14 protein-coding genes and 2 pseudogenes are annotated in these 14,070 nt (G+C 67.0%); 12 read left to right on the top strand and 4 right to left on the bottom strand.

Annotation, left to right across the window (positions count from 1 at the left end):
• Nucleotides 1–77: 77 nt before the first annotated feature.
• Nucleotides 78–560 carry a hypothetical protein gene (locus ACIBL3_RS43620; RefSeq protein WP_396359908.1) on the bottom strand — a complete coding sequence of 161 codons (483 nt, stop codon included), beginning with the start codon at nt 558–560 and terminating at the stop codon, nt 78–80.
• A gap of 224 nt (nt 561–784) precedes the next feature.
• Here ACIBL3_RS43620 and ACIBL3_RS43625 point away from each other — a divergent pair, with 224 nt between their 5' ends.
• The 4 genes from ACIBL3_RS43625 to ACIBL3_RS43640 all read left to right on the top strand — a co-directional run bounded on the left by ACIBL3_RS43625 (nt 785) and on the right by ACIBL3_RS43640 (nt 4,105).
• Nucleotides 785–1,168: a hypothetical protein gene (locus ACIBL3_RS43625; protein ID WP_396359909.1), complete on the top strand. Its 384-nt coding sequence runs from the start codon at nt 785–787 to the stop codon at nt 1,166–1,168.
• A gap of 448 nt (nt 1,169–1,616) precedes the next feature.
• The gene (locus tag ACIBL3_RS43630; RefSeq protein ID WP_396359910.1) at nt 1,617–2,387 is read left to right on the top strand and encodes a hypothetical protein; all 771 of its coding nucleotides are present in this window, start codon (nt 1,617–1,619) and stop codon (nt 2,385–2,387) included.
• Between the two features lie 117 nt (nt 2,388–2,504).
• Nucleotides 2,505–3,413, top strand: coding sequence for an alpha/beta fold hydrolase (locus ACIBL3_RS43635; protein WP_396359911.1), 909 nt, complete (start codon nt 2,505–2,507; stop codon nt 3,411–3,413).
• Between the two features lie 245 nt (nt 3,414–3,658).
• Nucleotides 3,659–4,105, top strand: a complete 447-nt coding sequence (locus tag ACIBL3_RS43640; protein WP_396359912.1) for a DUF4383 domain-containing protein — start codon at nt 3,659–3,661, stop codon at nt 4,103–4,105.
• A 498-nt stretch (nt 4,106–4,603) separates the two neighbouring features.
• Here ACIBL3_RS43640 and ACIBL3_RS43645 read toward each other — a convergent pair.
• From ACIBL3_RS43645 to ACIBL3_RS43655, 3 genes and pseudogenes are all read right to left on the bottom strand, one after another.
• Nucleotides 4,604–4,798, bottom strand: a pseudogene (locus ACIBL3_RS43645) (IS630 family transposase); the annotation flags it as partial.
• 73 nt (nt 4,799–4,871) lie between these two features.
• The gene (gene ltrA / locus ACIBL3_RS43650; RefSeq protein ID WP_396359913.1) at nt 4,872–6,620 is read right to left on the bottom strand and encodes a group II intron reverse transcriptase/maturase; all 1,749 of its coding nucleotides are present in this window, start codon (nt 6,618–6,620) and stop codon (nt 4,872–4,874) included.
• 734 nt (nt 6,621–7,354) lie between these two features.
• A pseudogene (locus tag ACIBL3_RS43655) lies at nt 7,355–8,233 on the bottom strand (IS630 family transposase); the annotation flags it as partial.
• 83 nt (nt 8,234–8,316) lie between these two features.
• Here ACIBL3_RS43655 and ACIBL3_RS43660 point away from each other — a divergent pair.
• From ACIBL3_RS43660 to ACIBL3_RS43695, 8 genes are all read left to right on the top strand, one after another.
• Nucleotides 8,317–8,934 carry a redoxin domain-containing protein gene (locus ACIBL3_RS43660; RefSeq protein ID WP_396359914.1) on the top strand — a complete coding sequence of 206 codons (618 nt, stop codon included), beginning with the start codon at nt 8,317–8,319 and terminating at the stop codon, nt 8,932–8,934.
• 14 nt (nt 8,935–8,948) lie between these two features.
• Complete coding sequence (locus ACIBL3_RS43665; RefSeq protein WP_396359915.1) at nt 8,949–9,812, top strand: cytochrome c biogenesis CcdA family protein; 864 nt, start codon at nt 8,949–8,951, stop codon at nt 9,810–9,812.
• Nucleotides 9,813–10,300: 488 nt separating this feature from the next.
• A complete protein-coding gene (locus ACIBL3_RS43670; RefSeq protein WP_396359916.1) occupies nt 10,301–10,945 on the top strand; it encodes a type IV toxin-antitoxin system AbiEi family antitoxin domain-containing protein in 645 nt (214 codons plus the stop codon).
• Nucleotides 10,946–10,949: 4 nt separating this feature from the next.
• A complete protein-coding gene (locus ACIBL3_RS43675; RefSeq protein ID WP_396359917.1) occupies nt 10,950–11,228 on the top strand; it encodes a hypothetical protein in 279 nt (92 codons plus the stop codon).
• A gap of 140 nt (nt 11,229–11,368) precedes the next feature.
• Nucleotides 11,369–11,974, top strand: coding sequence for an ArsR family transcriptional regulator (locus tag ACIBL3_RS43680; protein WP_396359918.1), 606 nt, complete (start codon nt 11,369–11,371; stop codon nt 11,972–11,974).
• The gene (locus tag ACIBL3_RS43685) at nt 11,971–12,441 is read left to right on the top strand and encodes a HEPN domain-containing protein (protein ID WP_396359919.1); all 471 of its coding nucleotides are present in this window, start codon (nt 11,971–11,973) and stop codon (nt 12,439–12,441) included. The genes ACIBL3_RS43680 and ACIBL3_RS43685 overlap by 4 nt, the downstream gene beginning before the upstream one ends.
• Nucleotides 12,442–12,804: 363 nt before the next feature.
• Nucleotides 12,805–13,269, top strand: a complete 465-nt coding sequence (locus tag ACIBL3_RS43690; RefSeq protein WP_396359920.1) for a hypothetical protein — start codon at nt 12,805–12,807, stop codon at nt 13,267–13,269.
• A gap of 93 nt (nt 13,270–13,362) precedes the next feature.
• Complete coding sequence (locus tag ACIBL3_RS43695) at nt 13,363–13,800, top strand: nucleotidyl transferase AbiEii/AbiGii toxin family protein (RefSeq protein WP_396359921.1); 438 nt, start codon at nt 13,363–13,365, stop codon at nt 13,798–13,800.
• Nucleotides 13,801–14,070: the final 270 nt, after the last annotated feature.

Raw genomic sequence — 14,070 nt, forward strand, 5'->3', positions numbered from 1 at the left:
TCTTGAGTCCACACAACCCGAGATCATCAACCGGTGGCTGCGCTACGTCCGGGACCGCCACACCGCCAGATCACGAACTACGGCTGGAGTACTAGCTCGGCAAACCACGCCAGCGCCGCGGCGGCGAGTAGAGCCGCCCCCCAGTAGTCACCGCCGATCAGATTCGTCACGGCACCGATTCCCATCAGGATCGCCAGGATCACGAACAGGATCCGCGCGCGCCGCAATGACTCGAGCCTCCGCCGAGCCACGCGAGCCGCCGCTGACCGGACGAGCGGGTCATCCGGCATCGGACCACGAAACGCAGCCCGATACGCCTCCAGGAGCTGCCGCGGCGGCAGGTCCCCGGCCGCGGCGCGCAACTCGCGCCGCTGCCTGTCGAGGCCGAACGCCATCGCCGACCCAAACAAGACACCGGCCACACCACCGATGACCGCCGCCTCCCGCCAGGAGGCCGGTGGGCTGCTGAACCGGATCAACGCGGCCATCCCGAGTCCGAAGACCAGCCCGCTGAACAGCCCGACCACCCACCGGGGAGTCGTCAGCAAGTACGTGCGCATGCCGCGCATCGTTCCACGCCTGGTATCCCGACAGCCACAGCTGGGCTGTCAGGGTGCAGCAACTACGCCGGCTGCGGACTCAGACGCCCCCGTCGGTGCGGGAGCGCGAGAACGCTGGCTGAAGGCCAAGATGAATGAGAGCGTCAGGTTGACACTGGCGTACCCGCACATCCGGAAGTGTATGGCCGAGGCACGTCGATGAGAGGAGCGAGGTTGAACGGGTCGTGATGGACGACAAGTTGCGCCGATCAATCAGAATCTCAACGAAGATGAAGTACTTTTCGGACAAGATCCACGGGGACGAATTAGTCTCCAGCGACGGGCGCGTGTTCACCGAGGAACGTGACGAGTGGCTGGACGCTGTGGAGGTAGGAACTCTCCTGCGGAACAATCCAGACCTACCTCTGGTGATGGTCGACAGGAGCGAGCCCATGCCTGTCGTCTATGAGCTCCTGGCATCCGGCGTCGAGGGTTGGTCAACTGTTGTCGAGCCGCGCTATATCTCAATCGACGGCCTTCCGCCAACTGGAACTGACGTCCATTTTCTGGCCCACCTGTGGGCAGACTCGAGCGGCGACAAACTGCTTCTGCTCGAGTTGGAGTGCTGAATCCTGAACCGCAGCAGAACGATTTACTCCGACCCGCGCCTAGACGCCTCAGCCCAGTCGAAATCCACGGGCGCCTTTGAGCTTGGCGAGTCCGCCGGATCGCGGCGCCCGTACCCAGCCACCTGGGGCAGCGGACTCAACGGCTATGAGCCAGCAGATCGTTGGAGGCACCCGACCCAAACGGCCTGATGCTCCGCACCTGGAGCCAGGCCGCAGGAGTTGCCTGTCACGCTCTGAGGAGTGAGGCGCAAGCGCCGTAACGCCGGCGCCGCTGGGACGATGTAGTCAATGCATGCGGTGCGGCGGTTCCCCGAGCCGCGTAGATCGCATGTCGTAGCGATGCGCCGCCTGATGGCGAGGCATCGCTACTGGAACGTTCGGCTGTTCTGGTGTGCCGGGAAGTCTGGTCGGCGACGCCTGACCCATGCCCGCACACCAGGAGAAGCTGATGATCAAGTCCCTCCGTGCCGCCGCTTGCGTTGCTGTCGTGATTACGCTCAGCGCCTGCTCCGGCGGCTCTGACACCTCGACGTCGGCACCCTCGACCACGGCCTCGTCGACGCCGGCTCCGACCACCACGACGCCGTCGGCGACCACGCCGAGCGCCGTACCGTCGGCGCCGCCTGCGAAGCCGGCGCGGACGGCGGCGCAGCTCGCCAAGGCGCTGCTCGCGCTGGCCGATCTGCCGCCGGGATTCTCCGTCGAAAAGGACGAGGGCGGTGACGACTCCGATGTCACGGTCTCGTCGAAGGACGCCCGCTGCGCGAAGCTGGTCGCCTTCTCCAACGCGGACAACCCGCCCGGATCGAAGGCGTCTGCCGGCCAGTCGTACTCCGGCGGCGCACAGGGCCCGTGGATCGACGAGAGCATCGACGCGATGGGATCGCCCGCGGCCGTCCGGGCACTGCAGAAATCCTTCAAGCAGGCCGTCGCCGCGTGCCGCACGATGACCCTGAAGGTCCCGGGCGAGGGCAGCTCGCCGATCAGCATCCGCGAGGTCGCCGCGCCCGACGCCGGCACCGACCCCGTCGCCGTACGCTTCACCGCCACCGCCGGGCCCCTGGAGGGCTTCGAGGTCACCATGATCACCACCGGCGTCGACGACGTCGTCCTCGCCATCACCGTGATCAACGGCCTGCCCGAAGACATCGACGGCGCGACCGCCACCGCGGTCGAGAAAGCCCAAGACATCCTCGGCGCCACAAAGTCCGGCACCTGACCAACCCTGGGCGTCGGGCAAACTCCTCTCGACGGGCGTAGCCTGGGGTGGTGCAGTACACCGACTGGGGTGAGCGCGCCGCTCGCTGGGTCGGGGATTCGCAGCGAGACAGTCCAAATGCGCGGCACGAAGGTGCACTACCTGGTGACGGATCGGACGCGCACGTCGGAAACGCCGGTTCACCTGCTCGTTCCCAACCCGGCCAACAGCGCCTCGAACTGGCTCGACGTACTCGCGGAACTGCGACCACATGCGCACGCGATCGCGGTAGACCTGCCCGGCACGATCGCCGGCCACACCGCGTTGCCGAATCGGCGCGCGGCAAGCATCGAAGCGAACGTCGGGTTCCTGCGCGATTTCGCTGACGCGCTCGGGCTGGATCGGGTCACGGTTCACGGCTGGTCGGCGGGCGGGACGATCGCGTTGCTGTTCGCCGACCAGGCACCCGAACGCGTTGACAGGCTCGTGCTGGTGGTGCCGGCACTTCCTCCCCCGCTGAGCGCCGGCGAGGCGCGCAGCTGGCAAACCCTCGGCAGGGTCGGGTTGGCCATCGTCGCACCGGTCGCCCGGGTGCTGCTCCGCGTTGCGGGGCGGCGCATCCTCGCTGCGAAGCTGCGGGTCCTGGGCGATCCCGCGTCGGTTGCGGGCAGCAAGTGGAACTTCGGCGGTGACCTGACGAGAATGTCGCCGGAACTCGCCGACCTCTTTCGGGACGAGATGACGACGGTCGAACCGACGCGTTTGGGAAACGCGGTCCCGGTGTATGCGTCGCTGATGTCGCTGATGTTCGTCCGCCGGCGACCCGTGCTCGACGCAATGCGCCGGGCAGCGTCGCCGACCCTCCTGGTCTGGGGCGATGACGATCGCCTCACCCCTCGCGCGTCGATCGATGACTGGACGGCGCAGCGACCGGACTGGAACCTGGTGGTCCTCCACCGCGTGGGTCACGCCCCGCCGTTCGAGGTCCCCGCCGAGTACGCCCGAGCGGTCCTCGACTGGTGTGGTCCTCGGGTTCAGGACCGGTGAGCCCTGCATCCGGTGGCCTGTACGTGGACGGCGGATTGAGGGCGCTTTGAGACTCTGGACGGTCTGGCACAGGCGGCCACGGATGGCGAGGCTCGCCCTATAGTCGCAGCGAGACACAGGCCGGACGGGCTTCCGGCGGACGTCTGACCCGGCCGGACCGACACCCCACCCGGCCGGGTCACCTCAAGTCTCCCGGTCGGTGGCGCAGCGTGGCGCTCGAGCAGCTTGCCAGTGAGGAACCGATCGTGGAAGACGACCCGACCCGAACGCCGCTCCCGACGGCTGCGCAGACTGTCGCGCTCTGGGTCGCTGGAGCATTGCTCACACTGGCCTGCTTCGGGATCCTGCCTCGTCTCGCCCAGGACTTCGAGGGGCTCGACCTGGGTGGATCCGCGGCCGGTGGCCTGCTGTTCGGGCTCTTCCACGTTTCGCCGCTGCACAACGTCGTACATCTGCTGCTCGGCGTAGCAGCTGTGATCAGCGCCGGAACGCCGCGGCGCTGCCGGCTGTTCCTCGGCGTGACAGGTGCGGTGTTCATCGCCCTCGTGCTGTACGGGCAGCTCGACGACACGCCAGTCGTGCCAGACCTCGTTCCGACGAACACGGCGGATGCCTGGCTCCACACCTTGCTTGCCCTGACCATGATCACCGCCGCCGTCCACGGCGCCGTACGACAGCGGTCGAGAGGCTAGTGCCGCGTCAACCAAGGTTGGGGAGGTAATCCCGGAGCCGATAACTGCCATCTGGCCGACCGAGCCGTCACCGAGTGCGCCGCCTGTGGAGCCATTTGCCGGGTTCTCCCTTGACCTTGCCCCTTCTCCCCCGGTAAGCGCGGGGGAGAAGGGTGCAGTTGCGGAATTCTCCGCTGAAATTGCCCCGGTCAGGCGGATGCGGTGCCGGGTGGCGTTGCCCGTGGCGCGGAGGCGGACCGGGAGCGTGGTGGCCTTCGGTGCAGCTCGACAGGACGTATACACCCACCTCCGGCCGCTCCCCGCCTGAACCGACCGGAGATCGGGCGCGAGGACCGGACACCTCCTGTCGAAATGCACACAAGCCGGCGTTACGACCCCAACGATCGCTGACGCGGCACTAGCTTGCCGAGGTGTCGCGATTGTTTGACGCCGCCATTGAGACTTCTTGACATTCGCCGCGGCGGTCAGGGCGGCCCTGGATGCCGGTGCCGGAGTGTTCTAGTGGTCCGTGTTTGAAGTGGTCTGACGGTTGGTTTTCCTGAGGATCTGGTCGGCGGTCTTGGTCCAGACGAAGGGGTGGCAGCGGTCGTTCCAGCCGTCGATGAAGGCGCGGATCTTGGCGTTGAGATCACGGACTGAGCGGAAGGTACCGCGGCGGATGGCTTGTCGTTCGATGATGCTGAACCATACCTCGTCGGGTAGCCCCGGCGCATTGCTGCGCCGGGGCCCCTCAGAACCGGCCGTGCCCGATTTCCAGGCAACCGGCTCAAGCAAGCCCTGGGGGCTCGCGGGTTTGCAGTAGTGCTGTTCCGTTGCCTCCACTGATGGTGCGGCGGTGGCATTGGGCGTGTATGAGACGGGTTGCGACGCGTTCGTCCGGTGTGCCTGCTCCCCAGGCGGCGACCGCCTGTTTGCGAATCGCTTTGCGGGTGGCCGTGAGCCATTGTTCCCACTCGCGCGGGCTTTGTGGTTCACGGTCGGCGTGCAGCAGCAAATCCCGACAGAGTGGGCATCGGCCGTGCTGGGCTCGCAGAAGCCGCAGCACGGTGGTGCCCATCGGGGGTGGGCTGCGGCGACGCCGCAGGTACCAGTAGTCGATCAGGGACGGGTCGTCTGGGGACGCCGTTCCTGCGACCATCCGGTGCCGGACGATCGGTGTCCAGGCGAACTTGCGGAGGTAGAAGCCAGTCTCCTGGCTCCCGAACACCCACTTGTCTCGCCTGGCGGGGTTGAACATTCCGAAGTGCTGGGCGATCGCCCAGCGCGTCGACTTGTTCGGATGCGTGAACCTGGCCCACTTGTAGACCAGCCTCCACAGGTGGGCGTCCAGCGCACCGAAGGCACGTTTGGACGCCCCGATCCGGTAGTAGGCAGCCCACCCGGTGATGATCGGGTTGAGCTTGGCGATCACCGCGTCGGCGTTGGACCCGCGCAGGGCCCAGACCTCCACGGAGAGCCGTTTCCGGATCCGCCGCAACGCATCGTTGCTCGGCTTGGTCAACAACTTGCCGTTGGGGAAACGGCGGATGGTGAACCCAAGGAAGTCCACGCCCTGGTCCAGGGTCGTGATCTGGGTCTTGTCCTCGTTGAAGACCAGACCCCTGGGTGCCAGCCACCCGGCAAGCCGTTGTTTGACCTGCTCGGCCTGTTCACGGGTGTGACACAAGGCGAGCAGATCGTCGGCGTAGCGGATCACCACCGGACAGTCCGGCACCGTCTTACCGGCTCTGGTGCCGGTGACGTGATACCTGACTCCGGCGGCGGCCTCCATGCCATGCAGAGCAACGTTCAGTAGCAACGGGCTGATCACCCCGCCTTGTGGCGCGCCCTCCTCGGTGGAGGCGAACCGGCCATCCTCGATCACTCCGGCCTTCAGCCACTGCCGCACCAGCCCCCGTGCGGGGAAGGTGCCCAGCGACTTGCAGATGTGGTCGTGGTTGAGGTGATCGAATGCCGCCGCCAGGTCGGCGTCAAGCACCCACCGGCGTTTGGCGTCGGCGCGGCTCGCCGTCGTATGGATGGCCACGATCGCGTCGTGGCAGCCACGACCCGGCCTGAACCCATACGATTTGGGTTCGAACCGGGCCTCCCACTCGGGTTCCAGCGCGTTGACCGTCAGCGCCTGCAGGCACCTGTCGGCAATCACCGGGATCCCGAGCGGACGACGACGCCCGTTGCTCTTGGGCACATACACCCGCTTGACCGGACGCGGTGACCACGGCTTCGCGTGACGGTGTGCCCAGTCGGCCAACTCGGCCTTCTGCTGCGACTCCACCACCCTCACGCCGTCGACCCCGGCCGTCTTGCGGCCAGCATTGATCTCCGTCACCCGTCGCACCGCAACGAGTGCGTTACTGCGGGAGCGAAGCATCAATTTCTGCAGGTTGCGGACCCTTTTGAGGTCCCCGTCCCGCGATGCCGCGAAGATCCGCTGACGTAGCCGCCGTACGTTGTCCTCCTGGGTCCGCCAGTCGACGGTGTCCCAGTCAGCATCTGCGCCCTCCGGTCCGTTCACTCCGATAGCCGCCGTCGCAACCGCGGTGGCGTGTTTGCCGTCATCGTGTCCAACTTGCCCTTCGGTTCCGGTGCCTTGCCAGCATGTCCTCGCAGGCTCACCCGACCCGCGTCGGCACCCTTTCGGGTCGGAGCAACAGCCCCTATCCGGCCGGTTATGCGGGAACCGCTGGCGGAGGAGCCAGCAGCACGGTTCCCGGTTTCCCGTTGCCTTTCGGCCACCGGCGTTCGCTTCTCGGGTCGTCCTGCGCCCGCTGCGGCGTCGGTCGTCCTCACGGCCGACCTACCAGACGAGAATCCCTGAGCGAGATGCTCAGCCTGGACCCCAACGGGGTTGTCACGTTCCACATCCAGCAGATACGACCGGGTTGGGTGCCCTCTGTACCCCGGGGACGGTGGTGCGCTCCCGCCCGGCCAAATCCCCCCGGACGGCACCCGCCGCCCTACAACGGCCGGCCCCTATCTCTCGCTGAAACATCCCATCGGCGAGAGTGCTAATGACGAGGCGTCAACGAGGGTTCACGTCCTTCACCCGTCCGGTCTTCCCCAGCCTGTGACCCTCGGATGGAACGGGAGCCCTTGGGCCTTCAACCTCGGGCTTCGCACCCCGCGGTTACCCGCGACGCACGCCGAGGCGGGGACGGTCCCTGCGCACTGGACCGAGCACTACACCTTCGACAACGGTCGAACCTCCTTCGATGTGTGCCGCTGCTCTGAAGCGGCTTCGTGTCGCACGACCAGGTTGAGCCACGATCCGGAGGTCGGGGTGAAGTGGACCTGGATCCGCGGGTTGGCGGCCAGCCAGGCCCTGATCTCGGGGCGCTTGTGGGCGGCGTAGTTGTCCATCACCAGGTGCAGCTGGTCGTCGGGGTAGGCCTTGGCGACCTGCTTGAGGAAGGCCAGGAACTCCTGGTGCCGGTGCCTGGGTTTGACCGCCGCGGTCACCGTGCCGGTGGCGATCTCCAGGGCCGCGAACAAGGTGGTGGTGCCGTGCCGGACGTAGTCATGGGTACGCCGTTCGGCCAGTCCAGGCTGCATCGGCAGCGTCGGCTGGGTCCGGTCGAGCGCCTGGACCTGTGACTTCTCGTCGACGCACAACACGATCGCGTTGTCCGGCGGCGCCAGATACAACCCGACCACATCGGTGACCTTGGCGACCAGCTCGGGATCGGTGGAGAACTTGAACGTCTCCACCCGCCACGGCTGCACCCCGTAATCACGCCAGGCCTTGGCCACCGTGCCATTGCTCACTCCCAACCGAGTGGCCAGCAGCCGGCTCGACCAGTGCGTCACCCCCAGCCGCTTCGGCGGCGGCTTCAGCGTCTCCGCCACGATCTTGCGATGATCGACCACCCGCGGCCGACCCGACCGCGGCTCATCATCCAGCCCCGCCAACCCCCGCGCCGTATACCGCTCCCGCCAGCCGATCACCGTCGGCCGCGAGACCCCCACCCACTCAGCGATCACCGTATTGGCCTCACCATCAGCCGCCAGCAGCACGATCCGCGCCCGCTGCGCCAACCCAGCCCGCCCCGCCGACGACCGCGCCATCCGCACCAGCCGACCCCGATCACCCTCACGCAGAACCAGCGCAGCAGCAGGACGATTCGCCATACCCCCATCCTGACGCAAACCAACCGTCAATCAACTAACTACACGCGACACTAGGGTGAGAATCCCCAGCCCCGGAGAACTCGATGCCTGTACGACGACTTGCGCCGGCGACCGCCTTCCTTGCACTCCTCCTGCTGACAGCCTGTGGCGCCGAGGCCACGCCACCGGCCGGCCAGGCGGGTCAGCCAGCCGTCACCAGTCCCAGCCAGGCAGTGCAGCCGTCCGCGACCACGCCGTCGGCAACGGCGAAGACCTCGGTGCCGCGCTCCCCCGCCGGGTCGGCGTCGGCCGCCGTACCGGAGAAGCTGCGGTTCAGCGGTACGACGCTGGACGGCATGGCGTTCAACGGCGCGACGTTGGCTGGGAAGCCGGCCGTCTTGTGGTTCTGGGCTCCGTGGTGCCCCAAGTGCCGTGCACAGGCGGCTGAGACCGCGAAGGTCGCGCAGGATTACAAAGGGAGGGCCTCCGTCGTCGGCGTGGCCGGACTGGACGACCCAGAGGCCATGCGGGGATTCGTCAGGGATCAGCGCGTGGGCGGATTTCCGCATTTGTCCGACGAGGCGGGCGACGTGTGGGAGCGGTTCGCGGTGACCGAGCAGAGTACCTATGTCGTCTTGGATGCGGCGGGCAACAAGGTGTTCGCCGGGAACCTGCCCGCCGGCAACGGCCTGTCGGACAAGATCGCCGAGCTGGTCGGCTGAGGGGTCGCGGCCGGATGAGCGACGTACCCCTGGCGTTGGCGCTCGCGGCGGGGATGCTCGCGGCCGTCAATCCGTGCGGATTCGCCATGCTCCCCGCCTACCTGACACTGCTGGTGGTCGGTGACGACTCGCCGTCGCGGGGTGTCGCGATCGGCCGCGCGCTGGCGGCGACCGCCGCGATGACGGCCGGGTTCGCTGCAGTCTTCGGCGTCTTCGGCCTCGTCGTCGCCCCCGCTGCGGGCCAGATTCAACAGCATCTGCCCTGGTTCACCATCGGCCTCGGCCTTCTCCTGGCCGCCGCCGGTGCCTGGCTCTTGGCCGGCCGCGAGCTGCCTGCGCTCGTACCGAAGCTCCGTCGAGGTCCGGCGGTCACCCGGTCGGCTACCTCGATGGTGTTGTTCGGCGGCGCCTACGCGATCGCCTCCCTCGGGTGCACGATCGGACCGTTCCTGGCGATCGTCGTCTCGGCCTTCCGCACCGACTCGACCGCGGCCGGGGTCGCTCTGTTCGGCGCGTACGCCGCCGGCATGGGCCTGATCGTCGGCGTCGCCGCCCTGGCGCTGGCCATGGCACGGCGCGAGACGATCGGCCGAATCCGCCGACTCGGCGGCGTCGCCTCACGTGCCGGCGGAGGGCTCCTGCTGATCGCCGGCGCCTACGTGGCCTACTACGGTTGGTACGAGATCCGAGTCTTCCGTGGAACGACGACCACCGACCCCGTCATCGACGCAGCAGGCAAATTGCAGACCCGCATCGCCGACATCGTCAGCGACCTCGGCGTAGCTGCGATCGCCGCCCTCTTCGCTGCTCTGATACTCGCCGCCGCCCTCACAATTCGCCACACCAGAAGTCAACGCCGGCGCCGGACCAGCCTGTGAGCAGGTTGCAACGCAGCACCACTTCATGCAACGCACCACCACCCTGCGCCAAACCCACGCACGCAAACCCAGCCTCATCGAACGCCTCAACCGAGCCGGCATCTAAGCCTGGCCCAGCGGCTGAGGTGCGGCGCCCGGATCCCGCAGAGCGATCCTGATCGGACTTCTCGGAGAGAGCCGAAGCCGGTATCAACTCGCACCCTTCGGTGCTATCACGGGGCAGGATTTGATATATGGCGCCCGTGGATCCACCTCGCGCACGCCAACGGCTGGCGGTACTGCCGCCCACTTTCACCACGGCCCAGGCGCGCCAGGCCGGCCTGTCACCGACCTACTGCAGAAGCGCGACTCCCTGAAGAAGCAGCTGGCCGACCTCAAGGCATGACTCACGAACCTTGCCGACACCTTTACGGATCGTGACCATCTTCGAGGCACCGCGATACGATCCATGACAACATTTGTCCCTGGAATTGGGTACAATCGTTGCTGTGGCTGATTCGACGCTGGTACGGCTCGGCTCTATCGCGGAACGCCGGTGGGGCCTGGTCACCACTGCCCAGGCCGAGGACGCCGGTGTCTCCCGCAAGCAGCTTTCCCGGATGGCGTCGGCCGGTGCGATCGAGCGTGTGGCACAAGGCGTCTATCGCATGGCCGGAGCGCCACCACAAGATCACGAGGCGATCTACACAACGTGGCTGGCCCTTGGTGGAGCGACCGCGCCCCGCACCAGCGCCGGTGTCGCGCCGGTCGTGGCGGCCGGCATCACGGCGGCGATCGTTCACGACGTCGGTGACTACTTCCTCGACGGCTTCGACTTCATGGTGCCTGCACGCAAAGGAACCCGGCTTCCCGGCGTGCGTCTGCGCATCCGGCAACTGACCCGTGACGAGGTGGTCCCCGTCGATGGACTCCCCACCCTGACCGTCGAGCGCACGATCGCGGATCTGGTCGAGCTCGGAACCGACCTGTCCCTGGTCGCCGGCGCCGTACGCGACGCCGTACGCGCCGACAAGCTCGTGGCACCCGGCCGGCTCGCGTCCTACCTCGACCCTTTCGCGGCGCGACGCAGGAGCGACGGCAACTCCCTGGCGAACGACCTGTACGAGCTGGCGGGCGTGCAACCGGAAGGATGAGACCATGACTGAGCATGGCGGCTACGCCGACTGGCGATCCCTGGAGCTGGCGATCAAGGACGCCGCGAAGAAGGCGGCCCGGCAAGCAGGCCCCGGTGTCAACGCCGCCAGCGTCGATGCCCAGATCCGGCAGGCGCGCTTCGACCGGTTCCTCACCCGCGTCTTCGCCGAGGGCGAGCAGTCCGAGTGGCTACTCAAGGGCGGGATGAGCATGCTCGCCCCGTGCCCCGCTCACGCACCACCAAGGACATGGATCTGGCAGCACAGCACGCGACCAATCTGACCGAGGCCGTGAAAGAGCACTGACCGGACTGGTCGATGTCGACCTCGGCGACCATCTGACGTTCCGGATCATCCGCTTCACGGCGCCCGAGCACTTGACACCGCTTGACTTCTCACAACTCGTAAGGCAGATTACTAGTTGTGAGAGTAGCGCCGCTGTTGCCTCTGCTGCGGTCGCAAACGTTGGGCAGCCTGCTGGCCCAGCTCTACCTGCATCCTGACGACGAGTACAGCCTGACCGATCTGGCCCGGCTGCTCGGGGTGAGCGTGAAGACCATTCATCACGAGGCCGACCGCCTGACCGAGGGCGGCCTTGTGCGTTCGCGCCGTGTCGGCAATGTCCGTCTGCTCGCCGCGGACACCAGCCACCGGCTCACCCGCCCGCTGACCGATCTACTTGCCGCGACCTACGGCCCGGTGCCGGTACTCACCGACCTCCTGTCCACCGTCCCCGGCGTAGCGCAGGCCTACATCTACGGTTCCTGGGCGGCCCGGCACGCCGGGCAGCCCGGCCCGGTACCCGCTGACCTGGACGTGCTCGTCATTGGAACGACCGACCTCGACGATCTCGATGAGATCGCACGAATCGCACGAGACCAGCTGGGCCTGGATGTCAACATCCACCGGGTCAGCAAGCAGAGCTGGGCGTCCTCGACGCAAGACCCGTTCCTCACCACTGTGCGCTCACAACCGCTCGTCGAACTACTACTTGACCGAACCAGTCAACCCGACCAGGAGGATGCGTGAAGCGTTGGGAACAAGGCCGCACCACCATCGACAAGCTTTTGGCAGAACAACGGCTCCAACGCGTCACCGCCAGCCGCGAGCACGCCGACGCGATGCTCGCCCAGGCACGCCGCTACGTCGCCTCGGCACAACTCGTCGCACCGACCGACCCTGATGCAGGCTACGTCCTCGCCTACGACGCCGCCCGCAAGGCACTCACGGCCGTGCTCGAGAACCAAGGCCTACGCACGACCAGCCGCGGCGGACACATCGCCCTGATCGACGCCGTCACCGCCCAACTCGACCCACCCCTCGGCACCACGCTGCGAACCGCCAACCGGATGCGCACCCGCCGCAACCGCATCGAATACCCAGCCCCCGACGTACCACCCGTCACCGAAGACGAACTCGCCGAAACCCTACCCAAAGTCGAAGCCATCCTCGACATCGCCACCAAGGTCATCGACACAATGCCGCCCTGGACTTGAGTCCCACCGAAGGGCTGCCGAACGCGGTCGTCATCCGCCGCCCATGAATCAGCGTGCCGCCCCGCTGGGCGTTCGCGAGGTATGGCAACGTCATGCGCTCAGTTCGGTGAGGCGGTTTTGGAGAAAGCGTCGTTCAGGATCGGTTCTTGAGGCGGAGGCCCGAAGTCTGTATCAAATCGCACCCCTCAGCACCATCGCAGGGCATGGCTTGGTACATGACGTCCTCAGAGCCGCCTCGTGCACGCCAACGGTTGGCGATGCTGCCGGCCACTTTCACCACGGCGCAGGCGCGCCGGGCCGGCCTGGCGTCACGGGATCTGGCGACGCTGGTCAACGAAGGCGCCGCGATCGAACTCTCGCGTGGTGCCTACCGACGGTCGGACGCCCCCGAGACTGCACACCTCGATCTGCTGGGTGTCCACACCCGAGCATCCCACGCAGTCATCTGCGGCGAGTCCGCCCTCGCACTGCGCGAGCATCGACGACATACCAGCCGCCGTACACATCGCCGTACCGCGAGGCACCCGCCGTCCGACGATCTCATACCCGCCCATCGTCGTCGCGCAGTACGCGGCCAAGACCTTCAACCTCAACATCGAGCAGTACGAGGCTGCACCGGGCGAGTTCGTGCCGGTCTACGACGCAGCCCGCAGCGTGGTCGATGCCATGCGCCACCGCAACCGCATCGGCCACACCCTCGCCCTCGCGGCACTCGGCCGCTACCTGCGAACCAGCGGGCCCGACGGCGTCGCGGATCTCCAAAGCATCGCGCGCGAACTGCACGCCCTGTCCGTCATCCGGCCGGCCGTCGAAGCGGTGCTCGCCTGATGGTCAACCCTGCCCGCGACACCACTGCCGGCCGCGCCTACAACGACCTGCGGAACTCAGCACGCCGGGCAAAGGCGCGCCACCAACGAAGTCATGGTCGAGTACGTCCTCGAACGACTCCTCTACCGGCTCGCCATATCTCCAGCCGGCCGCGAACACTTCGTCCTCAAGGGCGGCCTGCTCCTGGCCCAGTTCGGCGCCCGCCGCACCACCCGCGACATCGACATCCTCGGGCGAGCCTTCACCGGCGACGACACCGAAATCACCCGACGGGTCAGGGCAAACGCCGCGACCGAAGCCGACGACGGCGTCGCGTTCGACAGTGCAAGCCTCAGAACCGCGCCGACCCGTGAGGACGGCCGCTATCACGGGCTCCGACTCATCATCCCCGCCTCGATCACGCGTGCGCAACTCAAGCTCCAACTCGACATCAGTCTCGGTGATCCCATCACCCCCGCGCCCCAACCATGGCTACGACGTCAAGGCCCAGCCGCGGCTACCCAACCAGCTTCGCGGACGCAGCCGCCGTGATCACAGCCTTCGCAGACCCACTCATCAGCGGTGAGGCCCGCGGCAGGCACTGGGATCCAGACAACGCTCGGTGGACCTGAACAACAGGTCACCCCACGGACCGCCTGGATGACCTTCTTCGACAGGTCCGCCAACGGGCCGACCAACCGGCGACTCACCTCTTTACGCACCTCAATCAGCGCGAGAGGATGGTTGCCGATGAGAACTTATGTGCAACATGACACCACGAAACCCGTTGCCTATAAGAGGTTTCGCTCATCGTCGGCAAAC

It is taken from the genome of Kribbella sp. NPDC050124 (assembly GCF_044460355.1).
GTDB lineage: Bacteria > Actinomycetota > Actinomycetes > Propionibacteriales > Kribbellaceae > Kribbella.